At 30.2% G+C, this 25,086-nt stretch carries 21 protein-coding genes; 3 read left to right on the forward strand and 18 right to left on the reverse strand.

All coding sequences use genetic code 11. The features are described from left to right. Window positions 1-44: 44 nt before the first annotated feature. The 16 genes from KPL38_RS00705 to KPL38_RS00780 form a co-directional block, all read right to left on the reverse strand. Window positions 45-473, reverse strand: a complete 429-nt coding sequence (locus tag KPL38_RS00705; protein ID WP_216285569.1) for an FHA domain-containing protein — start codon at window positions 471-473, stop codon at window positions 45-47. A 67-nt stretch (window positions 474-540) separates the two neighbouring features. Beyond that, window positions 541-3,363: an excinuclease ABC subunit UvrA gene (uvrA, locus tag KPL38_RS00710; protein ID WP_216285571.1), complete on the reverse strand. Its 2,823-nt coding sequence runs from the start codon at window positions 3,361-3,363 to the stop codon at window positions 541-543. 25 nt (window positions 3,364-3,388) lie between these two features. Continuing rightward, window positions 3,389-5,374: an excinuclease ABC subunit UvrB gene (uvrB, locus tag KPL38_RS00715; RefSeq protein ID WP_216285573.1), complete on the reverse strand. Its 1,986-nt coding sequence runs from the start codon at window positions 5,372-5,374 to the stop codon at window positions 3,389-3,391. A 418-nt stretch (window positions 5,375-5,792) separates the two neighbouring features. Next, window positions 5,793-6,020, reverse strand: coding sequence for a cytidine/deoxycytidylate deaminase family protein (locus KPL38_RS00720; RefSeq protein WP_216285574.1), 228 nt, complete (start codon window positions 6,018-6,020; stop codon window positions 5,793-5,795). A 424-nt stretch (window positions 6,021-6,444) separates the two neighbouring features. Beyond that, window positions 6,445-6,897 carry a hypothetical protein gene (locus tag KPL38_RS00725; protein ID WP_216285576.1) on the reverse strand — a complete coding sequence of 151 codons (453 nt, stop codon included), beginning with the start codon at window positions 6,895-6,897 and terminating at the stop codon, window positions 6,445-6,447. Between the two features lie 787 nt (window positions 6,898-7,684). Further along, complete coding sequence (locus KPL38_RS00730) at window positions 7,685-8,989, reverse strand: PDZ domain-containing protein (protein WP_216285578.1); 1,305 nt, start codon at window positions 8,987-8,989, stop codon at window positions 7,685-7,687. 156 nt (window positions 8,990-9,145) lie between these two features. After that, entirely contained in the window at window positions 9,146-10,417 is a 1,272-nt protein-coding gene (locus KPL38_RS00735; protein WP_216285580.1) for a S41 family peptidase, read from the reverse strand. A gap of 98 nt (window positions 10,418-10,515) precedes the next feature. Next, on the reverse strand, window positions 10,516-11,406 hold the full coding sequence (ftsX, locus tag KPL38_RS00740; RefSeq protein ID WP_216285582.1) for a permease-like cell division protein FtsX: 891 nt from the start codon (window positions 11,404-11,406) through the stop codon (window positions 10,516-10,518). Then, a complete protein-coding gene (gene ftsE, locus KPL38_RS00745; RefSeq protein WP_216285585.1) occupies window positions 11,396-12,082 on the reverse strand; it encodes a cell division ATP-binding protein FtsE in 687 nt (228 codons plus the stop codon). The genes ftsX and ftsE overlap by 11 nt, the downstream gene beginning before the upstream one ends. 291 nt (window positions 12,083-12,373) lie before the next feature. Then, on the reverse strand, window positions 12,374-12,721 hold the full coding sequence (locus tag KPL38_RS00750) for a type II toxin-antitoxin system PemK/MazF family toxin (protein WP_071614469.1): 348 nt from the start codon (window positions 12,719-12,721) through the stop codon (window positions 12,374-12,376). Then, window positions 12,681-13,001 (reverse strand): CopG family transcriptional regulator, encoded by a 321-nt coding sequence (locus KPL38_RS00755; RefSeq protein WP_216285587.1) that lies wholly within the window; start codon window positions 12,999-13,001, stop codon window positions 12,681-12,683. The genes KPL38_RS00750 and KPL38_RS00755 overlap by 41 nt, the downstream gene beginning before the upstream one ends. Before the next feature lie 161 nt (window positions 13,002-13,162). Continuing rightward, window positions 13,163-14,323 (reverse strand): alanine racemase, encoded by a 1,161-nt coding sequence (gene alr / locus KPL38_RS00760; RefSeq protein WP_216285589.1) that lies wholly within the window; start codon window positions 14,321-14,323, stop codon window positions 13,163-13,165. A 38-nt stretch (window positions 14,324-14,361) separates the two neighbouring features. Then, entirely contained in the window at window positions 14,362-14,976 is a 615-nt protein-coding gene (locus tag KPL38_RS00765; RefSeq protein WP_216285591.1) for a germination lipoprotein GerS-related protein, read from the reverse strand. A gap of 255 nt (window positions 14,977-15,231) precedes the next feature. After that, a complete protein-coding gene (gene acpS, locus KPL38_RS00770; protein ID WP_216285593.1) occupies window positions 15,232-15,618 on the reverse strand; it encodes a holo-ACP synthase in 387 nt (128 codons plus the stop codon). Between the two features lie 297 nt (window positions 15,619-15,915). Beyond that, the gene (locus KPL38_RS00775; RefSeq protein WP_216285595.1) at window positions 15,916-16,269 is read right to left on the reverse strand and encodes a DUF6514 family protein; all 354 of its coding nucleotides are present in this window, start codon (window positions 16,267-16,269) and stop codon (window positions 15,916-15,918) included. A 362-nt stretch (window positions 16,270-16,631) separates the two neighbouring features. Beyond that, the gene (locus tag KPL38_RS00780) at window positions 16,632-17,231 is read right to left on the reverse strand and encodes a hypothetical protein (protein ID WP_216285597.1); all 600 of its coding nucleotides are present in this window, start codon (window positions 17,229-17,231) and stop codon (window positions 16,632-16,634) included. Window positions 17,232-17,608: 377 nt separating this feature from the next. Here KPL38_RS00780 and KPL38_RS00785 point away from each other — a divergent pair, with 377 nt between their 5' ends. Continuing rightward, window positions 17,609-20,158, forward strand: a complete 2,550-nt coding sequence (locus KPL38_RS00785; RefSeq protein WP_216285599.1) for an FAD-dependent oxidoreductase — start codon at window positions 17,609-17,611, stop codon at window positions 20,156-20,158. Between the two features lie 25 nt (window positions 20,159-20,183). Here KPL38_RS00785 and KPL38_RS00790 read toward each other — a convergent pair whose 3' ends face one another. Next, window positions 20,184-20,900: a DUF1048 domain-containing protein gene (locus KPL38_RS00790; protein ID WP_216285601.1), complete on the reverse strand. Its 717-nt coding sequence runs from the start codon at window positions 20,898-20,900 to the stop codon at window positions 20,184-20,186. A gap of 3 nt (window positions 20,901-20,903) precedes the next feature. After that, window positions 20,904-21,224, reverse strand: coding sequence for a PadR family transcriptional regulator (locus KPL38_RS00795; protein ID WP_216285603.1), 321 nt, complete (start codon window positions 21,222-21,224; stop codon window positions 20,904-20,906). Window positions 21,225-21,580: 356 nt separating this feature from the next. On the opposite strand from KPL38_RS00795, the gene KPL38_RS00800 reads away from it, so the two are divergent. Together KPL38_RS00800 and KPL38_RS00805 are read left to right on the forward strand one after the other, a co-directional pair. Further along, entirely contained in the window at window positions 21,581-22,012 is a 432-nt protein-coding gene (locus KPL38_RS00800; RefSeq protein ID WP_216285605.1) for a hypothetical protein, read from the forward strand. A gap of 261 nt (window positions 22,013-22,273) precedes the next feature. Next, the gene (locus KPL38_RS00805) at window positions 22,274-24,976 is read left to right on the forward strand and encodes a penicillin-binding transpeptidase domain-containing protein (protein ID WP_216285607.1); all 2,703 of its coding nucleotides are present in this window, start codon (window positions 22,274-22,276) and stop codon (window positions 24,974-24,976) included. The last annotated feature ends 110 nt before the right edge of the window (window positions 24,977-25,086 follow it).

Below are 25,086 nucleotides of genomic sequence, written 5' to 3' on the forward strand. Positions count from 1 at the left end.
ATCATCACCTACGCACATGCTTTTCACATAGGATACTATAATATTTACCCTATAACTTTAAAAACTGAAGTTCCTATTCTAATTTCGTCACCTTTTTTTATAGGTACCTTATCATTTACCTTTTTGTTGTTTTTCAAGGTACCATTAGTGCTTTTAAAATCTTGTAATATGTAGTCTGTATTTTTCAAATATATCCTTGCATGCTGAGATGATACGTACTTATCACCTAGAATTAAAAGATTATCTCCTTTTCTTCCTATAGTAAGTTCATCGTTTAGTGGAATAACTGCACCAACTCTTAAATTAAAATTTTCTCCTCTTTCAATAACTTCGAGTCCCATAGCCCTTCTGACTATTGGTTTTTGCTTTGCACCACCCTTTATGTCCTTATACATTATTTTCAAAGCAAATATTATTATAATGTAAATAATCGCTATTATTGCAAATCTCATAATTAAGCTTATCTTAGCCATAATGTACTTTCTCCTCTTTAAAAAATAATCAAAGACTAACATACTACCTATGCTAGTCTTATATGAATTATAACATTTTTTTCAGATATTGTCCTGTATATGACTTTACATTTAAAGAAATTTCTTTTGGAGTACCAGTGCACAAAATAGTTCCGCCCTTGTCTCCGCCCTCAGGGCCTAAGTCAATAACATGGTCTGCACACTTTATAACATCTAAATTATGTTCAATTACAACCACCGTGTTACCTGAATCTACTAGCCTTTGAAGTATTTTAATAAGTTTGCTAACATCGTCAATGTGAAGTCCTGTCGTCGGCTCATCCAATATATAAAAAGTTTTTCCAGTACTTCTCTTGGATAATTCGGACGCAAGTTTAATTCTTTGAGCCTCTCCACCAGATAACTGTGTTGAAGGTTGGCCAAGTCTTATATACCCAAGTCCCACATCCATTAATGTTTTAAACTTACTATAAATTCTTGGAATATTCTCAAAAAACTTTACTGCTTCTTCAACAGTCATATTTAAAATTTCATCAATGTTTTTTCCCTTATACTTAACCTCTAAAGTTTCTCTATTATACCTTTTTCCTTTGCAAACTTCGCAAGGCACATACACATCAGATAAAAATTGCATCTCTATTTTAATTATTCCATCACCATGACAAGCCTCGCATCTTCCGCCCTTAACATTAAAACTAAATCTGCCTGGCTTGTAACCACGAATCTTTGCTTCTGAACTCATCGAAAACACATCACGAATAACATCAAATACCCCTGTGTATGTAGCCGGGTTTGATCTTGGAGTACGACCAATAGGCCCTTGGTCAATATTTATTATTTTATCAATATTCTCTGCACCTAATATATCCTTATGAAGTCCTGCATTCTTTCTAGAGTTATTCAACTTTTTATTAAGACCTTTATATAAAATATCATTTACTAATGTACTTTTTCCAGAACCTGAAACACCAGTAACTGCAGTAAACACGCCTAAAGGAAACTCTACACTAATGTTCTTAAGATTATTTTGCCTAGCATTAAGTATTTTTATGCTATGGCCATTAGATTTTCTTGTTTTCTTTGGAACGTCAATTTTCTTTTTACCACTTAAATATTGACCCGTAATTGATCTTTTACATTTTTTAATATCTTCAATTGATCCTTTAGCTACGATTTCTCCACCATGTTCTCCTGCTCCGGGACCAACATCTACAATAAAATCTGCTGCCCTCATAGTATCTTCATCATGCTCTACAACAATTACTGTATTGCCTATATCTCTTAAATGTTTTAATGTTTTTATAAGTTTATCATTATCTCTTTGATGAAGACCAATACTAGGCTCATCTAAAATATATAAAACTCCCATTAAACTTGATCCTATCTGAGTTGCAAGTCTTATTCTTTGTGCTTCTCCACCTGACAATGTGGCTGCTGATCTAGCTAAATTTAAGTAATCTAATCCTACATCTTCTAAAAAATTAAGTCTATCGTTTATCTCTTTAAAAATTTGATTAGATATAATTTTATTTTTTTCTGACAGTTCAACATTTTCTAAAAAAGTTACTTCATCTGTTATGGATAGCATACAAAATTGACTTATATTCATGCCACCAACTGTTACAGCCAATGCTTCCGGGCTCAACCTCGCTCCCTTGCATTTAGGGCATGGATTATCCCCCATATATTGTTCAACATCTCTTTTTATATAATCTGATGAGGTTTCTAAATATCGTCTTTTTAAATTATTTATAATACCTTCATAAGCATGATTGAAAGTACCGGATCTATACTCTTTAACATAGTTTACCGTAACTTTCTCTCCACCCGTTCCGTACAATAACATTTTAAGAGTTTCTGGATGATAATCCTCTATAGGCGTATCTAAACTAAACTTATACTTTAAGCTCAGAGCCCTAAGTACCGAGAAAGTCCACGATTCTTCTTTAAGACTACCTTCACCAAAGCACATGATAGCACCGTCTTTAATACTCTTACTTTTGTCCGGTATTACTAAATCCTCGTCAATTTCCATAAGTGTTCCAAGACCATCACATGTATCACACTTACCAAATGGGGAATTAAAAGAAAACATTCTAGGTGCTAATTCTCCAAGACTAATCCCACAGTCTATACAAGCAAAATGCTCACTAAAGAGTATATCTTCTCCATCTTTAATACTAGCAATTGCAGTACCCTCAGATAATTTTAGTGCACTTTCTAATGATTCACAAAGCCTTCCCCTAACTTCCTGTTTTACTGAAATTCTGTCAATTACTACTTCTATACTATGTTTCTTTGTTTTTGCGAGTTTTATGTCTTCTTCCATAAGCTCTATAGTAGTACCATCTATTCTAGCCCTTACAAAACCATTCTTTTTAATGTTTTCAATTACTTTAACATGTTCACCCTTTTTTCCTCTTATTACTGGTGCTAATATCGAAATTTTAGTTTTTTCTGGCATTTGCATTATTCTATCTACCATCTGATCTACCGTCTGCTGAGTAATCTCCTTACCGCATTTAGGACAATGTGGTGTTCCAACTTTTGCATAAAGTAATCTCAAATAATCATAAATTTCAGTTACAGTACCCACTGTAGAACGTGGGTTTCTATTAGTAGTTTTCTGATCTATAGAAATAGCTGGAGATAACCCCTCAATGTACTCGACATCTGGTTTATCCATATTGCCTAAAAACTGCCTTGCATAAGCAGATAGTGACTCCACATATCTTCTCTGTCCCTCTGCATACAATGTATCAAAAGCAAGAGACGATTTACCAGATCCTGAAAGTCCAGTAAAAACTATTAACTTATCTCTTGGTATCTCTAAATCAACATTTTTTAAATTATGTACCTTAGCACCCTTTATAACAATTTTATTTCTCATGGTTGTCTCCTCTGTATTTAAATCATCATACATTTTTTATTTGCTTCTTTAGTTTATATAATATATCGCGAATCTCAGCAGCTCTTTCAAAATGTAAATCTTTAGCCGATTGTTTCATTTCATTTTCATACTTATCCATTAATTTTTTAGTTTCATCGTAATTCGCATCCATTGCAGCTTCAAGGGTTTCATATACCTCTTTATCCTCTGCAACTGTTACCGATCCGATAACTTCTCTAATATCTTTGACAATAGTAGTTGGTACTATATCATTTTTTTTATTATAATCCATCTGAATTTTTCTACGCCTTGTAGTTTCATCCATAGCCTTTTTCATAGACTTTGTTATCTTATCTGCATACATTATTACTTTACTCTGTGAATTTCTCGCAGCCCTTCCTATTGTTTGAATTAATGAAGTTTCTGATCGCAAGAAACCTTCCTTATCTGCATCTAGTATTGCAACAAGAGCTACTTCTGGAATATCTAATCCTTCCCTTAAAAGATTTATACCTACTAATACGTCATACGTTCCAAGCCTTAAATCTTGAATTATCTTCATTCTTTCTATTGTATCAATGTCTGAATGTAAATAAGTTATTTTCATATCCATTTCTCTAAAATATTTAGTCAAATCCTCTGACATTTTTTTCGTAAGAGTTGTAACTAAAATTCTAAAACCTTTTTTAATTGTTTCCTGTATAGTAGAATATAAATCATCTATTTGTCCTTTAACTGGTTTTATTACAATCTCGGGATCCAATAATCCTGTAGGCCGAATTACTTGTTCTGCAATATTTTCACTATTTTCAATTTCATAAACACTTGGCGTCGCGCTTACGAAAACTGTTTGATTCATACTTTTCTCAAACTCTGGAAAAGTTAAGGGTCTATTATCATAAGCTGATTTAAGCCTAAATCCATAATTAATTAAATTAGTTTTTCTGGATTTATCTCCTCCAAACATAGCCCTCACCTGTGGAAGTGTTACGTGACTTTCATCTATAAACATCAAATAATTATCGGGAAAATATTGCATTAAAGTTTGAGGTGCTGATCCTGCAGGTCTACCATCTAGTATCCTAGAATAATTCTCAATCCCAGTGCAATAACCAACCTCACGCATCATTTCAATATCATAATTAGTTCTTTGCTTAAGTCTTTGTGCCTCAAGTGCCTTATCTTCCTCAACAAGTTCTTTTAATCTTACCTCTAGTTCCTCTTCTATTTGAGCTATACCAACCTCTAATTTATCCTTTGAAGTAGCAAAATGGGAAGCTGGGAAAATAGAAACATGCTTTCGAGTTCCAATGATTTCACCTGTAAGTGAATCAAAAACTCTAATTTTTTCTATTTCATCTCCGAAAAATTCTACCCTGATTCCTTCAGATGAAGATGAAGCTTCAAATATATCAATAGTATCCCCACGTACTCTAAACGTTCCACGAATAAAATTAATGTCATTTCTTTCATATTGTATATCTATTAAATGTCTTATCACATCATTTCTATCCTTTTCCATGCCTTCCCTTAGTGACACTGTGAGTTTTTTGTACTCTTCAGGGTTACCAAGTCCATATATGCACGAAACCGAAGCCACCACTATAACATCATTACGCTCAAGTAATGCAGATGTAGCTGAATGCCTTAATTTATCAATATCATCATTAACAGATGAATCTTTTTCTATAAATGTATCTGTCTGTGCTATATAAGCCTCAGGCTGATAATAATCATAATATGACACAAAATACTCTACACAGTTATCAGGGAAAAACTCTCTAAACTCTGAGCAAAGTTGCGCCGCTAAGATTTTATTATGAGCAAGCACCAATGTAGGTTTTTGAACTCTCTCAATAATATTAGCCATTGTAAAAGTTTTACCCGACCCAGTTACCCCTTTAAGAGTTTGATACTTATCACCATCTTCAATTCCGCGCACAAGACTATCAATTGCTTGTGGTTGGTCACCAGTTGGTTTGAACTTTGAATGTAACTTGAACTCATACATAAAATCACCGCCTTGTCTTCCTTTTTTCTGAACATTTGTTCGCTACTTACATTTTAACTATAACTTTTTCATATGTCAATATTGTATTTCTAATTCTATAGCATACAGCGAAAGCTCATCATTTTGCATATTCCAATAGGATAAAATTCGCTATAGCTGACTTCCAATCTTATACTACAGCTCTGAAAGAGATGATGTAGCTCTGAAAGAGAGAACAGCTCTGAAAGAGATGCTTTATCTGTATTTACTATAATAACATTATTATGTACTTTTGTAGGACCTTATAATTAATATTTCTTTAGTAATTATTTACTGTATTTTTTATTTTTAACAATAATACTAAATATGTGCTAATAATTATTATTAATGCCACAATAACATTTTATTATAAATTTAATTCAGATAAAATTTTCCCATCCTACATAACTATTATGTTAGAATGGGAAAATTGTATGTATTTTTGTGCTTCACACATTGCACCTGCTTCTATACAAAGTTCAACGCTGGCATTAAAAGTTTCCAGTGCTACACTTGTAAAATAATTATCATCATCAGTATGAACTACTGCCACACCATCCCACCCAATTGGAAACCGTTGATACATAAATTTAACAGCTCTTGTGTACATTTCTTTCTCTATGTCCATATGATTAGCCTCCTTGTATAAAACATTGTGTCTTACATACTTTAATTTCTAGAATAATCACTATAACTTCTTATTCTTAATATAAGTGTATACTGCATATATTATTAATATTGGCACCCCGAAAATATATGACCAAACTAAAATTTGAGATATGAAATGCATATTCAATTCTTCCCCCCCTTTTTAGATGAAAAAACTACTTTTAACTTTCATTTTAAACCATGAGCAGAAGTTCATTAACATTTTCATAACTAATATTCCAATTAATTCATTTATAACCATAACATAGTTATAGTTGCATTAACGCATAAAACCACTGTAAAGCATTAATTCATAATACTTTACAATGGTTTTATGTTAAACTACAATATTCTATTGTCTTAGCATTTATTGATATTTAATTGAATTCTATTTCAATTTCTTCTCAATTAACACAAGAAAAACTACTTTTAGTTGTAAGGTTAAAGTCTAAAACTTTTGACAATATATTAACATCACCTTTAAATGGGAAACAAAGCAATTTATTTTCATTATCAAAAATCATAAGAAATGGTGTGTCATGTGCAGGAACTATTATATAGACATCATTTACATCTGCATTTAGCCATTTTGTATCCACCCTAACGGAAGGATACAGTGGAACCCTAATTGCATATCCATCACTTGTAAGAGGATTACTTTTACCATAAATGCCATCTAGATTCTTAATCCACTTTGAAACCATATTATGAATTTCCGGATTTAGCTTAACTACTTTAACTACCTTTTCTTGTTTTGGGTCAAAAATTTCAACATGCTTAAATTCCTCACCAAAAATAACTGTTGAATGTACTAATATAATAAATAAAAATATAATTGCCACTAACTTTTTTTTCATAAGCATCACCTATTTATTAATCTGCCCTTAATAAATTTAGTTATGTTAAAGTAATGGTTATAATTAAAATTAATTTATAATTAATTTTAATTTAGTGCTCCCATTAATATTATAAATTGTATACTAATACTAACAAACTATAATTTGCTACATATTTGGAATATTTTTAAATTGATAAAAAACGTTATGACAAAGACATAACGTTTTTCGTTTTAATAAAAGCTTTTGATTTTTCTTATGGACTTGTCACAAATCATGGCTTTACAGATGTTACTTTTATAAAACAGTTATTAAATTATCTCCTGGGGTCGCTGTAACAGCTCTAAAAGAGATGAATTATATCTCCTCTAGGGAGCTGCAACGACTTCATAAGGAGATTTACCCCTTTGTAGTTCTCTGGAGTAGATAACAATTATCAATTGTTATCTTCCCATTCGTATAGAAGTTGGAGACTTTCCTTCTGAAATGCTGTTAAACATGAATAAATAACAAGTATAAAATTTCTGCGAGATGACTTGCAATAAGGAGCGCAGGAACATTGAAATTTCATTTAGAAATTCTTCCTTTGCAATTATAAAATTCTTGTAAGCCTGTCAGGATACATAACAATTAATAATTGTTATGTCCCCCAGAGAAATACCCAAAGGCTCAGGCTAGTGAACCTGAAGCAGGAAGCTGAATGTGAGCGATAAAGAATTTTATATGAGCAAAAGACTAGAATTTCTTAATGTAATTTCACGTTTCAACCTCTTATTTCAAGACATCTCGTAGATTATTAAACTGTTTTTTATTTTTTGTCTTCGTCTTTGTCTTTATTCTTTAATTTGTTCATTACATCTTTAAATGTTTCATCATTCACTTTTACTATTCTGCTTTCTTTTGGTACTTGCCTAGGTACAACCACCATTCCTAACCTTTTGTCCCCAGCAATATTACTAATTTGAGTATCTTTTAATTTACCAGAAGGTTTTTTAATTTTAAACGATAATGAATTAAAGTTCCCTTTAATTATATTAAAAATTTCTTCTTCAGCTTCTATTTTTTTATCATTAACCATCACGATCAAATCTCCACTTTGAATACCCATTTGATATGCAGGAGATTTTGGGGTTACTGCAAGCACCATAATTCCCTCTTCAGTACTAACATATTTAGGTTTTAGAGTTAGTTCCATATACTTTTCTAGTTGTAACATCGCTTCATGAGCTACTGCCGCGAATATTAATATAAATAATTGATAACCTACTCCAAGTACTGCAAGTCTTGATATTGCAGTAAGCATAACCCCATACACTATTATTAAGACTCCTGACGTAAGTGTTTTCTTTCTCTTGCTTTTAGTAAACGTTATTCCGGCATAACCTATAACTCCATACAAAGCAATAGATGCTATAACAGAATTTTTAACTATTCTACTAACAATATCTCCTTGTATCAAATTTTTCCACTCAGGACTAACTAGACTCTGTCCAACAACTAAGTTTGATGAATTTGCACTCAAAAGTATCAGTAATGCAATTGGCAATGCCCAATACCTTTTTAATGCGAATCCGCCAACGATTTTATTATCTCTGTTCGTGAACACAGGAATAGCGCCCCTTGAACCATCTATCATGACTAAAACACCCTCAATAATATGCAATAACCCAACCAATGTCATTAGAGTCAAAATATCTATGTTTACAATATTTAATTGTGGCTTATTCAATGAAATTGATACATATTTAAATAATAGGCTGGTTAATCCTAAAACTGCACCAGAATAAGAAAAGCATATAAATCTAGGCTTAAATACCATAAAAAATAATGACACCATAAACAATAAATAAATATTTGAATTCTCATCAAAAACTAGTCCTGAAAATGTAAATAATAGACTTGCTACAGTTCCAGCAAAAATTCCTATTACAATTTGAGATATAGTTAATTCAAAGGGTGAATCTATACTTTCTCCCATTATCATTCTTTGCATTGCAGCAATTTTCTTGTTTTTACTATAAAAAATTAATGCGATCATTATTAAAATAAATGCATTTGAAGGTTCTGCAATTGCATAAGCAACTGCTCTCAAAGTATGTATTGCAATTTCCATTGACTAAAATTCTCCTTCCATATTATTATCAAACGCATATTTTAGAAATATCGGCTAAATAAAAGTATTAATATCGCACGTAGAATATAAATGTTATTAAAAACTAAGTATCTACCAAATTTCTTGGTAGATACTTATATAAATATCCCTATGCTCTTATTTTATTTTATTCTTAGCTAATTCTAAAGCTTTTTGAAACTGTGGATCTGTAGTTCTACTATATACCTTTTCTTTAAGTGCTGCTGGATAAACAACCGCAACTGCTGGTTTTATACCAATATGCTGTATATTTTCACCATTTGGAGTGTAATATTTTGATATAGTAACTTTTAAAGCAGTACCATCATCAAATCCATCGACACTTCTATAAAGCATAGTTTGAACAATGCCTTTTCCAAAAGTCTTTTCTCCCACTAAAGTACCAACTTTATAGTCTCTTATTGCACCTGAAAAAATTTCTGATGCACTTGCTGATCCTGAATCTGTTAATACCGTTAATGGCATACCTATAGCAATACCACCTTTAGATTTATATTCTGTCTTTTTCTTATTTTTATCTATTGTATATACTATATTCTTACCTTTAGGCACAAAATTAGAAGTCAAATCTACACATTGATCTAATAATCCACCTGGGTTTCCTCTTACATCAACAATTAAGCTTTTCATACCTTTGCTTTTTAATTCAGCTAACTTTTTAGTGAAATTCTTGCTAGTGTTTTCATCAAACATAGTAAGTTGAATATAACCAACTTTATTTGCTAACATCTCACCTTTAACTGTTACTAAATCAATTTTAGCACGTTTCAGGTTTACCTCAAAACTACCTTTTCCTTTTCTGTTAATAGTTAAAGAAACTGATTCGCCTTCCTTGCCTTTCATCATTGCAACAGCTTTTTCTAATTCAGTTGCAGATACTTTTGTTGAATTAACCTTCTCTATAACGTCTCCTGAAAGCAATCCTGCTTTTTTAGCTGGTGATTCATCAAAAGGTGCAATAATAACTATGTTATTGCCTTTAATTCCAACTTGTAAACCAAGTCCGGTATAAGCTCCTGTGGTTTGAGTATTAAAGTCTGTAAACTCTTTTTTATTCATAAATACTGTATAAGGGTCTTTTAAAGAATCAGTCATACCCTTTATAGCGCCTTCTAGCAAAACATCATCGGTGATTTTGCCATCATAATACTCATATAGTTTATTTCTTACTAAAAATAGTTTTTGAAATTTTACTACTTGATTATAAGCATCTCTTGAAATTAATACTTTTCCATTAGGAAGTCCTAGTGAAATTTGATTTGATACAAATAAAGTTAAACAATTAGTAACTAAGAGCAAAACTATAATCCATATAATTAGTTTTGTTTTCTTTACTTTAGGAACTCGGTTACCATTTTTTGCAACTTTAATTTTGTTTTCATCACCCATTTTACACACCTCTTTGCAATTCTCTATATATTATTATGTTAAAAAGTAAATTTTATAACACTAATATTAAAAAATATATTAAATAACCATACTAAGTATTACACAATCAAGAATTTTCTTATTGATATAACACTTCCTATAGCTCCGATAACTAAACCGCCTAACATAAATTGCCATAAGGTAGTACTTAATATAATTTGGGGATTTAAAAACGTAATTCCAAGTACTGCGTTGGAATACTTTTCAACAACTAATTTATATGCATAATATAATACTCCTGTGGAAATAACTGCTCCCGCTACACCAAGTATCATACCTTCAATAATAAATGGCCATCTTATAAACCAATCTGTAGCACCAACAAATTTCATAATGCCTATTTCTTTTTTTCTGGAATATAGTGTAAGTTTAATTGTATTTCCTATTAAGAATAAAGAAACACCTATTAAAATTGCAAATAATACAATTCCGACTACTTTAAAAGTATTTGTTATTTTTATAATTTTATCAACAACATCTCTTACATCATTAACCTTATCTACTCCCTTTAGACCGGTAGCCGCCTTTACTACCTTAGAAATAATTTCAGGTTTATCTACTTTTACTATGTATGCAGTGGGAAATGGATTTTGTTTATCAAATCCTTGCACTAAAGATTTATCATCTGGTCCAAATTGTTGCTTTACTTGATTTAGTGCATCTTTTTTATCTTGGAAATCAACCTTTGTAATGCCTTGAACATTGTTTATAGCTCTTTCTAGTGCTGATCTCTCTGCTATAGTTACATTGTCCTTAAGATAAATCTTAACTTCCAATTTAGCTCCTACTTTTTGTACACCTGCATTAACATTAAAAACAATTAATAAAAACACTCCTAAAATAAATAGAGTAGCTGCAACTGTAGCAACTGATGCTAAACTAACGGTTCTATTTCTTTTTAAACTCTTTAAAGCATCAACAATAAAATATTTAATTGTACTAATCTTCATAACCGTATCTACCCCTTTGCTCATCTCTAACTAGAACACCTTTTTCTATAGCGAGTACCCTCTTCTTCATAGCATCTACTATGCTCTTTGCATGTGTTGCCATAAGTACAGTAGTACCCGCTTTGTTAATATCATTTAAAATATCCATAATACCTAATGCTGTTTCAGGGTCTAGATTTCCTGTTGGCTCATCTGCTATTAGCAAAGTAGGATTGTTTACTATTGCTCTTGCAAGTGATACCCTTTGTTTTTCTCCACCAGAAATTTCATTAGGAAAAGCCATATGTTTTTTTGATAGTCCAACTAAGTCTAAAACATAAGGTACTTTTTTTCTAATTTCCTTTGAACTACACTCTGTTGCCCTAAGTGCAAAAGCCACATTTTCATAAACATTTAATGTATTAATTAGTCTAAAATCTTGAAAAACTACTCCAATTTTTCTTCTATGGTATGGTATTTTGCGTCTAGATAATTTTGTTATATCCACTTTGTTTATAATAATGCTACCTGTAGTTGGTTCTACCTCTTTTAAAAGTATCTTAACAAAAGTAGATTTACCCGCTCCACTAGGACCTACAAGGAATACAAATTCCCCCTTCTCAATAGTTACATCAATATTCGACAACGCTATTACATTATTATCATAAATCTTAGTTACTTTTTTTAATTGTATCATATTCAACTCTCCTTACCATGTTATATAATTCGTTACAGTAAAATCACTAATAACATTATACCATAATGACTAGATATGTAATAAAAATATTTATAAAATTTTTGTGAATAACATTCAAAATATGTTAATTATTTATCAAATTTTTCAAACCAATTTTGTTTGATTAAGAACAATATTACACCATTTCACACTATAATAACATAAATTTATGATTTTTATGAATGACGACAAAAATAAGGGCAATGGATGCCCTTATCTATTTATTAAGGGCATTAAATCCCCTTATCCATTTTACAAACCCACACTAATTAAAAGTGCAGTATCTACTTTTTTCATATCTCCATCAGTCATATGACCAATTTTTTCTTTTAATCTTTTTTTATCTAATGTTCTTATCTGTTCAAGCAAAACTACAGAATCTTTATTTAGACCGTACTCTTCAGAAGAAATTTCAACATGAGTAGGGAGTTTTGCTTTATTTATCTGAGAAGTAATAGCTGCAATAATAATAGTGGGACTATACTTGTTACCTATATCATTTTGAAGTATAATTACTGGCCTAATCCCACCTTGCTCTGAGCCTACAACCGGACTCAAATCAGCATAAAATATATCTCCTCTTTTTACTATTGTTGTCATTTGACAAATCACTCTCCGAAAGCTTAACTTCGTATTCTTTAAAATCTTTGATATCAGTCTCAAAACCCATATTAGCTATTTTTAAATTTAACTCGGCCATTTCTAAATATCCTTGTTTCATTTTGTCTATATAATTAAGTTTTTTCTTTTCCTCAATATATAGTATTATAGCTTCCCCAATAAATTCACTCCTTTTTTTACAATCTTTTTGGAGTGACTTATTAAATGCAATATAAAGTTTTTTTGAGAGGTTTATTACTAGTTTCTTTGAAGTTGACATAGAGAATTTAATACCTCCTATTTAGTAAAACAACAATATGTATGAAATATATTATAATTCAAACTATGTCAGTATGTCAAAGAATTTACTCGTATTTTCGCCTTTTTTCAACAATTACGTTTACATATAAATAGTTTATTCTACATATAAAAACATGAATTTTACATGTACTTCCTTATTTTTACAACTTCATCTTTATGAATATAAACTCTTGGTACTCGTTTACCTATCATACAAACTACTTCGTAACTAATAGTACCTATTAAATTTGCTATTGTATCTGCTGTGAATTTTTTATCTCCATCTTCACCTATAAGTATAACCTCATCTCCAACTTTTACTCCATTAATTTCAGTAACATCAATCATGCATTGATCCATACAAATCTTACCTATTACTGGAGCAAATTCACCCTTTAAGATTACTTTTCCCTTTTCAAATAAATACCTTGTATATCCATCAGCGTACCCAATTGGAAGAGTAGCTATAATACTTTCTCTATGAGTTTGATACTTTCTACCGTAACTTACATATTCTCCTGGTGGTAATGTTTTTATGTGTACTACATTTGTTTTTAATGTCATTACTGGTTTTAAATCTATTTTTTCTTTATTTACCTCGTCAGATGGGTAATATCCATATATTATTATACCTGGACGTACTGCCTCATAATGAGTTTCTGGCATATCTATAATAGCTGCACTGTTGGCAATATGCCTCATCTTTATGTACACTTTTTTAGCTTTTAACTTTTCATAAAAGTCATCGTACTTTCTAATTTGTTCATAAGTATATGTCTTATCTTTTTCATCAGCGGTCGAAAAGTGGCAAAACATGCCTACAATATTTATATTAGGTAATTTGCTTATATTGTATACTTCTTTAGCACTCTCATCGTTAGGTATATATCCTATTCTCCCCATACCTGTATCTAATGCTATATGGATTTTAGCTATCTTATTTTCTTTTACAGCCATCTCTGATAATTCACTAGCAAATTTATAAGAACATACAGTTTGTTCAATATCATATTTTAATAAATTATCTATTAAATCTGGTGGTGTAAATCCTAAAATCATTATTGGACATTCTATACCTGAACGCCTTAATTCCACTGCTTCGCTTTGGATTGCTACTGCTAACATATCAGCACCATTTTCTAGAAGCACTGGTGCAACATCTACTGCTCCATGCCCATAAGCATCCGCTTTTACAACAGCTATAATATCTTTACTTTTAGAGAGTCTTCTAATCTCTCTCATATTATGAGCTAATTTATCTAAATCAATTTCTGCCCATACAGGCCTTAAATGTCTAAACATGACCTTCACCTCATTTGTTTATTTCACTTAACTTCAAACTAACGAATTTTGAACTCTGACGGATTGATTTTTACATTGGCAAGAAAATTGGTATATGTTATACCTATCTTTTCTTTATTATCAATATCATAAATGAGCATTTTTTCTGGTAGCATGCTTTTATTGTTAACATATAGCAATGCTTTATTAATGTTTTTGTTATTACCAGGTATGAATAGATTTATTACTGTGTATTCAATACCATTGATAGTTTTTGTAGAATATTCTATTTTCTCATTAGTATATAATAATCCTATGTATTCACCAATAAAACTTAGCTTAAGTACTCCATCAAAATCCTTTTCTTGTACATATTTTGCTCCATTGTTTTTATCACTAACATAAATTTTGTTATCATTTTTGTAAATAAACGTTCTACTTTTATTTAGCTCTAATTTGTATCCGCCTCCTTGCTTATACGTTTGTTTAGCCTTATATCTAATTGTTTGTTTGTCGTTCTTTACATCCATAGTCAAATTTGTAGTATAACTTTCCATATTTTTTAAATAAGTTGTAACATCATTATTGTCTTTTGGTTTTTTACCACAGGAAGTTAATATCATTGAACTTAAAATAAGTAAAAAACTTAATAATAACAGTATACTTCTTTTCATTGTTGTCCTCCTAGTATTACTCTAGAGATACAAATATAATTATAAATTGTTATCTGCGTAAATAAACTCACTCTACAATTAATACTATTACTAATACTTTAATACTATTACTAAACTAACAACGAAATTTAAAAAACATTTAATTACTACACTGAAAACCTATTTAACAAATCTGAGACCATTATACTGAATTTGTTGCATCTTCTACGAAGATGTTACAGAGGCCCAGGAGATGATTTAACAGTTTGCACATACTTATTTAACTTTTTTATGTACTTCTAATATAGCATATGCTATAGCACTGTCTTGCCCATGAGATATACTAAGATGAATATTGTATTCTCCTTCTTTTTTAGCTATTAATTTAGCTTTCCCTTTTAAAATTACTATTGGTTTTCCAAGAATTGTTCTTTCAATTTCAATATCCTTAAATTCAAACCCCCTAAATCCTGTACCTAACGCTTTTGCTACTGCTTCTTTCGCAGCAAATCTTCCCGCAATATATTCTGGCCTTAGGTTTCTGCTTGTAAGATATTCTAGTTCAGATGCTGTAAAAATTTTTTCTAGAAATTTATCATTGCTCTCGATAACTTTTTTTATACGTCTTATTTCAACTATATCGGTACCTACGCCGAAAATCATAACTATCACTCCCACTCGTTAATTTATGATTTTGATCTTTAATTTTTATATTATAAAAATTATAGATTTAGACTTTATAAGTATAAATCTATAATAATACAATGATATAGTAAAATTACGATTATTTATAGTCTTATTTTTTGTTTTCAATATATTATTTTATTTAATACACAACTATTCTTGTTATTATGCGATTTATTTGTTATTATTTACCATATGTATACAACCCTATAAAAAAAAAGAGCAGTCCCTCTGAAGGAGGAGCGGCTCCTAAATATGTTAGACTAATTTACAATATTAGCAAGTAGCTATGTCCTTTAATGTCTCATCGAAATCACTAGTATACTCATCAATATACTCACCTAATATATCAATCATGTGAATTGGTGATACTGTGTTATCATATACCATTTTTAATAGATTTTTAACTTTATATCTTTGTGGACTTATATTTTCTACACAATCTCTTTGTATCCGAACAACTTTATCATTAACAATCTCTTGTGATTCTATTTCAATACCATATGCTTGTACCTTAGTAAGTTCACCATACATCGAAACACAAATTTGACTTTTTACTAGTCTATAAAAATAATTATGATTTACATCACCATCTGTCACTTTTTTTATTAAGTTTTCTAAAATTACCATAATGTCTTCCCCCTATACTTTGTTATGAGAATACAGTAACATTACTTTTTAAAAAAATGTGTCACTTTATGATATTGGTTTCAGAAATATTATCTTCCTAAACTGACAACATCGACCCTTTACACCCATAATGACACGATTAACACATAATAGTGAGTGAACTTAGTATAAGATGATTAAATTATTTTGTCGAAATTATAGTAATTTTATCTAAAAGTTTTTTATGTAAAAGTGAATATTTTTTAACAAAACTTCATTTTTTAACCATAATTACGTTTACATAAGAATAATATAGCTATTTTATTAATACTTATCAGCTTGTTTGTATATTTTTTATTATTTTATGCAATATTCTTTTATAGCTATTTATAAATTTTTTCTTTTATCCCTTTCACCATTCTATATCTATTAATACCAATATATTTACACAAATCTTCCAATATTAATAATACCGCAATAACAATAGTACAATCATCCTTTCGATAATCCTCTAAAGCATATCTATTTCTATATATTATTAAACTAGTTTTTTTACAACTAACTGTTTTATACAATTGATTAAGTGTAACATACAATATAGAATATGAAATTAAAATAAAATCTTCTTTTGATTTTTCACTTCCGTTAACTATCTCTTTAATAACTTTGTTTAAAGAAGTATTCTTATAATATTCCATCATTTTCAAGCTAAAATTATCCTCAATATATTTGCCTACTATCTCCGCATCTATAAGCGTTATTTCACCCTTAGTATTAAAAAAAACTCCGACATTTAAGTTCTCATTTTTTTCTTCATTTATCTCTGATAATATTTTTTTCATTCTATCATTAAAATAACTAGTGAATTCTCCTTTTGTAATAAAAAACTCAAGTTCCTTTGCAGATACAACGTATACTAATTCCGAAAAATTTTTATAAGCTTTATTCAAATAATTTTTATGATCACCATCTATCTCGCTCATAACCACATCTCCCCACTATTATGAATCCATTGAAAATTTTCAATTGTATTCTCTTTAGTGTGGCTAAATTAATATAAAGTATACTCATAACTGATAAAATAAATAATCTCCTACCATTAAATAAGAGATTATTTATTTTAAAATAATAAATTTCTTAAACATTTATTATTAATAATGGCATTAAAATTGTTATCTCGCCATACTTTTTAAATAGCAACAAAACTATAACCTAAAAAATATTTGCTGTAAAATAGAACATAATTTCTAAGAATTTTTTGAACCCATATGGTAAATTATTATTGCATTCTAAATATTCTTATATTATACTCTAAGTAATAACCATTATTTTTAAATAATTATTAAAAGGAGCGATATGGATGAAAGCATTAGAAGTAAAAAAAGATATATACTGGGTAGGTGCACTTGATCCTAATCTTAGGATATTTGATATAATTATGTATACCCCTTTTGGTACTACTTATAACTCATATGTAGTTAAAGGCAGTGAAAAAACTGCGGTGTTCGAAACCGTAAAAGAAAATTTTTTTGATGAATACCTAGAAAGATTAGATTCTCTAAACATTAAAGTAGAAGATATAGATTATATAGTGGTAGATCATACTGAGCCAGATCATTCAGGCTCAGTAGGAAAGCTTTTAGATATTGCTAAAAATGCCAAGGTTGTAGGTTCTCCTTCAGCCATAAAATTTCTTAAGCAAATAATAAACAAAGATTTTGAATATATAGCTGTAGGTGATGGTGAGCGTATAAATCTTGGGAATAAAACCTTATCATTTATTTCAGCGCCCTTCCTTCACTGGCCAGATTCAATTTTTACATACGTCGTGGAAGACAAACTACTTATAACTTGTGATTCTTTTGGAAGTCACTATTCCAGCGAGGCTATGTTTAATGATTTAAACGAAAGTGATAAAAATTATAGGGAAGCCTTAAAATATTATTTTGATGCTATTATGGGCCCATTTAAACCTTATGTTTTAAAGGCTATAGATAAAATCAAAGACCTTCCAATAGATATAATATGCCCAGGGCATGGTCCAATTTTAAGAGATGACCCTTTAGGTATTGTAAATCAATACAAAAAATGGAGTCTCCCAGAAAAGTCCAAAGAAACACCAGAGGTTACAATATGCTACGTATCAGCTTATGGTTATACGCAGTCTATAGCTAATAAAATAGAACAAGGCATAATCTCAAGTTCAAACTATAAAGTTAACATGTACGATGTTATTCATCATGACATGAATGATATTTTAAAGAAAATCGATGAATCTGAAGGTATAATATTTGGTTCTCCTACCATAAATGGAGATGCTTTAAAACCAATATGGGACATTCTAATAAATTTAAACCCTGTAGTTCATGGTGGAAAAGTAGCCTCTGCATTTGGTTCTTATGGTTGGAGTGGAGAAGCGGTACCAAATATAAAGGATAGGTTAAAACAAATTAATCTTGATTTATACCCGGAAATGGTGGTTAATTTTAAGCCCTCTGAAAAAGATTTAAACTTTGCCTATAAATTTGGTGAAAGTTTTGCAAAAAAAATAGCTGAAAATACAAAAACAAGTAATTTTCCTGTTAAGCCAACCACACAAAAAAGATGGAAATGTATAGTTTGTGGACAAGAATTTGATGGTCAAAGGCCACCAGAAATATGTCCTGCTTGCGGCGCAGGTGCTGATCAATTTATTGAAGTAACACAAGAACTAATATCCTTTAACTCAGAAAAAGAAGAAAAATTTTTAATCATCGGTAATGGTGCTGCTGGATATTATGCTGCTGATGCAATAAGAAAGAGAAATAAACAATGTGTTATAGAAATGGTATCTAGTGAGTCACAATTAACATATTATAGACCTTCTATTTCAGATGGTCTAAGTGAAGACCTTAAAGATGACACTTTCTACTTATCTCCAAAAGAATGGTACGTTGAAAATAATATAGCCCTAAACTTGGGTGTACAAGTTGAAAAATTAAATTCTAAAACAAAACAAGTACTACTAAATGATGGCAAGACTTTAAACTATGATAAATTAATTTTAGCAAACGGAAGTCAAAACCGAATCATTCCTATGGATGGTATTGATAAACAAGGAGTATTCACTTTAAGAGATTTAGAAGATTTAAATGCTATTAAGGATAAGATGAAAACCGCTAAGAGTGCAGTAATTGTAGGTGGAGGACTTCTAGGACTTGAAGCCGCATATGAAATAAAAAAGGCTGGTCTTAAAATTTCAGTAGTTGAATTTAGTGATTCTTTACTTTGTAAGCAATTAGATAACGAAGGCAGTCTTATACTTAAAGCTGCAGTTGAAAAACAAGATATTCAAGTTCTATTAGGTGACTCAGTAACCGCTATTAATGGTATAACCTCTGTTACATCAGTTACACTTAAGAGTGGAAAAACAATTGATGCTAACATGGTTCTATTTTCAACAGGAATTGTACCAAATAAAAATATAGCTAATGAAACCAATATAAACACTAACAGAGGAATACTCGTTAATGAAAATATGCAGACCAATGTCAAAGATATTTACGCATGTGGTGACATTGCAGAATTTGAAGGCACAGTGTATGGCAACTGGCCCGCTGCCGTGGATATGGGTAAAATTGCAGGTGCAAATGCAGTAGGAGATACTAAAAATTACGTACATGCAACAGGTGCCATTGCCTTTAATGCTATGGACATAGAACTTTTGTCCGTTGGCAAAATATCTAAAGATCAATTTAAAGCTGTCAGCTCAAAAGATAGCGAAAATAACATATATAAGAATCTATTCTTCAACAAAGATATTTTAACCGGTGGAATCATAATTGGCGACAATAAATCCTCCGCTAATTTAATAACTGACATTGAAGAATCAAAAACACTTTCAGAAGTATTAAACAGCAATTTAATTTAAGGCACACTAAAAGAGCACACAAGACTTATCGTCTTATGTGCTCTTTTAAATTATACTTTCTCTTATAAATTTCAATTGCTCCAATTATAAGTAATATTAAAATTATATAAGGGATGCATGAGTACAGATATATCGTATATTTAAAAGCTTCACTCCCAATACTTTTTAAAATAATAAATCTTATTACACCAACAGTGAATATCATTAATACAAATCCATATGCTCCAGATTTGGTAAGCCCTTTATTCATAGTGTAAAGTCTTTGGTGCCAAAAAATCAGTGATGAGTTTTCCTGACTACTCTTTTTTATTGCAGGTATCATAATAAATGAAATAACTCCCACTATTATAATCTGATCTATGGTTATTCCTATAGTATATGAGGAATTAAGTATTTTCCTTAATATAACCATAAATGCTGCAGTAACCATCATCCACAATAAACCCTTTTGTATATAATTTAACATTCTGTAATTTTTGCTTTTATTTTTTAAATACTCATTGATAATTAATTCACAAAATTCCTCATAATCATTACCAATAATTAAATTCATGGGTTTATTTTCAATTTGAGCCTCTAACATCATATCTATAACCTGTTGCAGGATTTCTTCTTTTTCATTTTTTGTTAATTGGCTATTAAATATATAAGAACTTATACTTTTATATAAATACAAGTTGGTGTCATTTAATTTTTTCTGATATTTAACTCTAATTTGCTTAGATCTCCATTCTGTAAGCATCAACTATCCCTCCAATACATCATCAACGTTGTTCTTGATTTTATCCCATGATTCTATAAAATATTCTAATTCTCTATCCCCTTCTTCGGTTAAATAATAATATTTTCTCATTGGTCCTAAAGGAGACTTAATCATATTAGAGTAAAGCATTTTTTTCTTTTCCAATCTTATAAGTATAGGATAAACACTACCTTCAGAAATTTCTTTAAATCCATACACTATTAATCTTTCACATATTTTATAACCATACGTTTCATTATTACTTACGATTTTCGAAATACATCCTTCAAGTAACCCCTTCAATATCTGCGTTGAATTATACAAACAATCACCTACTTTGTATTACTTAATAATATAAATAAAACATACACCCGCTACTTTGTATTGTCAAGTAGCTATATATAGTACATATATGTCGTTAAATCATCTCCTGATTCGCTGAAACATCGACTTAGAAGATACAACAATGAATTGGCGGCTTCTGAAGGAAAGTCCCTAAAAATATGAAGCACCACAAATAAAATCAATTTAAACTGGAATATTTAGTAGAAAAGTACATAACATTATATAGAATATATTCAAATGCAAAATTGTACTATTTTTCTTCTTTATAAACAACTATATTTTCGTTATACATATAAAAATAGATATTCACAATAGAAATATGGGAGGTTTAAATTATGCTAGAAATTATAAGTATTATTTGTTATGGTGTTATAGGATTTGGGATTGGTGGAATCGGTGGTGTTGCATTTATGAATAAAGATGCAAAACGAACAATTAAGTTATATGATAACTTTAAAAAAGATAAAAAGGATGAAATATTTTATGTAGAACAGATAAAAGAAAAACAACAGTTTCAAGTAAATCATCTAACAAAAGAAATTGCACAATTACAAGCTCAATATAACGATGCATTAAAAAACATAGAATTGTTACAAATGAAATCTACAGAGGAACAAATAAAAATATATGGTTCAATTGATGAGGAAATAGAAGAAATTTTAACTTCACATGAAATGGATAATGTGGTAGAAATTAAAGATGAAGATATAATTAAAACTTATGAGGAAAATTTTATTAATAAATACAAATATATAGGTGCAAAATAATTTCGTACCTGTATATTTTTGTTTTACATGAAAATAATATATTCTAATAATGTATTTCGCTAAATTTAACATTGTATACATCAATTTAGTTTTACATAACAACGTCGATATAATGTGAAATGTGGTAATATATTAAGTAGCATATTTAAAATTAAAATATGCTACTTTTGTGATTTAAACTAATAATAAAAAAAAATTGTAATCGCATGTGTTGAATTGTAGGTTGCATTTATATAATTAAAATATGAAAGTTGTGATGAAATGAAAAAAGAAACGAAATTTACTAGATATACTGTTCTATTAGGAATTATGTTAGCTATATTTTTAATAATAATTGTAAAATTATATTATTTACAAGTAATAAATGGAAAGTATTACAAAGCTACAGCAAATGCTAATGCTCATAAGGTAATTACAGTAGAAGCACCAAGAGGGCTCATAACGGACAAAAATGGAATAAGCCTTGCAAATGAAGTATTAGGTTATAACCTTACATACACAGATACCGTTGATGCCGGTAATAAGTTATTTGCATCATTACAAAAGGTATTTCAGATTTTGGATCAAAATAAAGAAGTACAAACGGATAGTTTTGCTCTTAAAATTGCACCATACAGATTTCAATTTAGTTCAAGTGATTCTAAGGGAATACAAGTCCTACAAATAAGGTTTCTAAAAGATAGAGGATTTCAAGATAGTATATTAAAATCAAAATTTAGTAATAAAAAAGAAGCAGATTTAACCTCAGCTGAAGTAACTGAGCTTAATAATGAGCTGCTAAAATTAACTCCAGAGCAAGTATATAATACACTTCTTAATAATTATGGTGTAATAAAAGGAATTTCAAGTTTGAATATACAAGGAACGCCAACCGTAATAAGAAGATATTTAGTTGTAAAAGATGCTATAAAAATGAATGGTTTTTCTAAATACAAACCAATTACCATTGCAACTAATATAAAAAAAGATACATCACTAATATTAGAACAAAGTCTTTCAGAATTACCCGGAATTAAGGTTGAAAATCAACCTATGAGACAATATCCATATGGACAACTTGCTTCATCCGTTTTGGGCTATATAAACAAAATAAGTCCTGCTGATAAAGCGAAATATGTAGCAAAGGGTTATGACACAAGTAAAGACTATGTTGGAACCAATGGAATTGAAGCTGCAATGGAAAATACCCTCAAAGGAGTTAATGGAGGAGTAGAAGTAAAAGTTGATAGTCAGGGCAAGGTAACTAATGAATTTACTAGTAAAAAGGCAACTCCTGGTAATAATGTCCAACTTACAATAGATGCAAATTTACAATACAGCACAGAAAATGCATTAAATGTTGAGATGAAATCATTACGAAGTAGAGGAACGGTTAATGATTTAAATGTAACAAATGCAACAAGAGGAGCCGCTGTTGCCATTGATATTCACAGTGGTAAAGTACTCGCACTTGCTAGCATGCCAGGTTACAATCCTAACGATTTCTCTACATCAGAAGGACTAACTGAAGCTCAATCAAAGAAATATTTTAATCCAGACTATGAAAAAATGGCAAAAGCTCAGGGAAAATCGCAAAGCTTAATTAATTATATGTTTCCAATAGACACAAGCATTAAGGGAAATACCACAATAAGAAAGGATAAGTTTGATTACTATCCAAAATATTTATATAATTATGCAACTATGTCACTTATTCCTTCAGGATCTACATTTAAGCCAATGACCGCAATTGCAGGTCTTGAATCTGGTGTTATAGATGGGTCTACCACTTACAATGATGTAGGTAGTTTTGATATAGGTGGCGGTCATTTAGATCATTTCTATTCAGATGGAGCACTTGGAGTAGTAAATGTAGTAAGTGGACTAGCAAAATCCAGTAACCCATTCTTTATGAATGTAGGTGGTTTATTAAGAACAAAATTTGGAGATGACGTTTTAGCTAAATATGCATGGATGTTTGGACTAGGAGCTGATCCTAAAACAGTTAACCCTGGTACAGGAATAGAAATAAACGAGAATTTTGGGCAAGTATATAATACGGCATCCCAGAAAAACTTGTCAGCATCGCAATATCTTTTGACTATTGAGGATGATTTAACTAAGGGTGTCTCTGGAACAAGCACAAAATTTCCTCCAATAGATTTATATGATAGAACTAACGATGCTAATATTGTTTATAATGGTAAAAAGCTTTCAGAAATTAAAACGAAAATTAAAACTAATATAAAAAATTCAGTGAAAAATGGAACTTTTTCTAGTAAAAACTATACCAGCTTATTTAATCAATTAATTGCTACTGATCCTAAATATAAAAACAAGAAATTTACTGCTGCCAATATTAAAGCTATTGTAGCAGATGTAAACTACCAAGCAGTACAAGCAGGACATGGTTCTTTAAGTTATCCATACAATATGTATATTGCAAGTATTGGTCAAGGTATGGATAATTTTACACCACTGCAAATGGCAAACTATATCGCAACCATTGCAAATGGCGGAACAAGATATAAACTTCATTTAGTTGATAACATAAAAGATTCTAATGGGAAGTTAATATCTCAAGTAAAACCTGTGGTAATAGACAAAGCCAAATTAAGTGCCAAAACTAGAGCTTTAGTTATGCAAGGTATGAATAACGTTACAGGTGCAGGCGGTGGTACTGATGGTACTGCATCTAAAGCACTTGGTGATTTTCCTATAGCTACAGGTGGTAAAACAGGTACCGCACAATTTAATGAATCCGCAGTGCAAAATAAAGTGGGTAGAGGAGATTATGGATGGTATGTAGGTTATGCACCAGCAAAAAATCCTCAAATTGCAATATCTGTAGTTATATTTGATGGTGGTTATGGTAGTGATGCTGCAACTGTCGCTAAAGGAATGTATGAGAGTTATTTTAAAAATGATCCTCGTATGGCGAAGTATAAAAACAAATACGATATAAAATTAAAACGCATTAATTAAAAGTTATGACATTAATAGCAAATAAATAAGTCTACATTCTTTAAAAGAATGTAGACTTATTTTTTCTTTAAACTAGAGTCTACTAAATAAATGTTGTTAAAACAATGTAC

This window comes from Clostridium psychrophilum (assembly GCF_018861705.1).
Lineage (GTDB): Bacteria > Bacillota > Clostridia > Clostridiales > Clostridiaceae > Clostridium_AD > Clostridium_AD psychrophilum.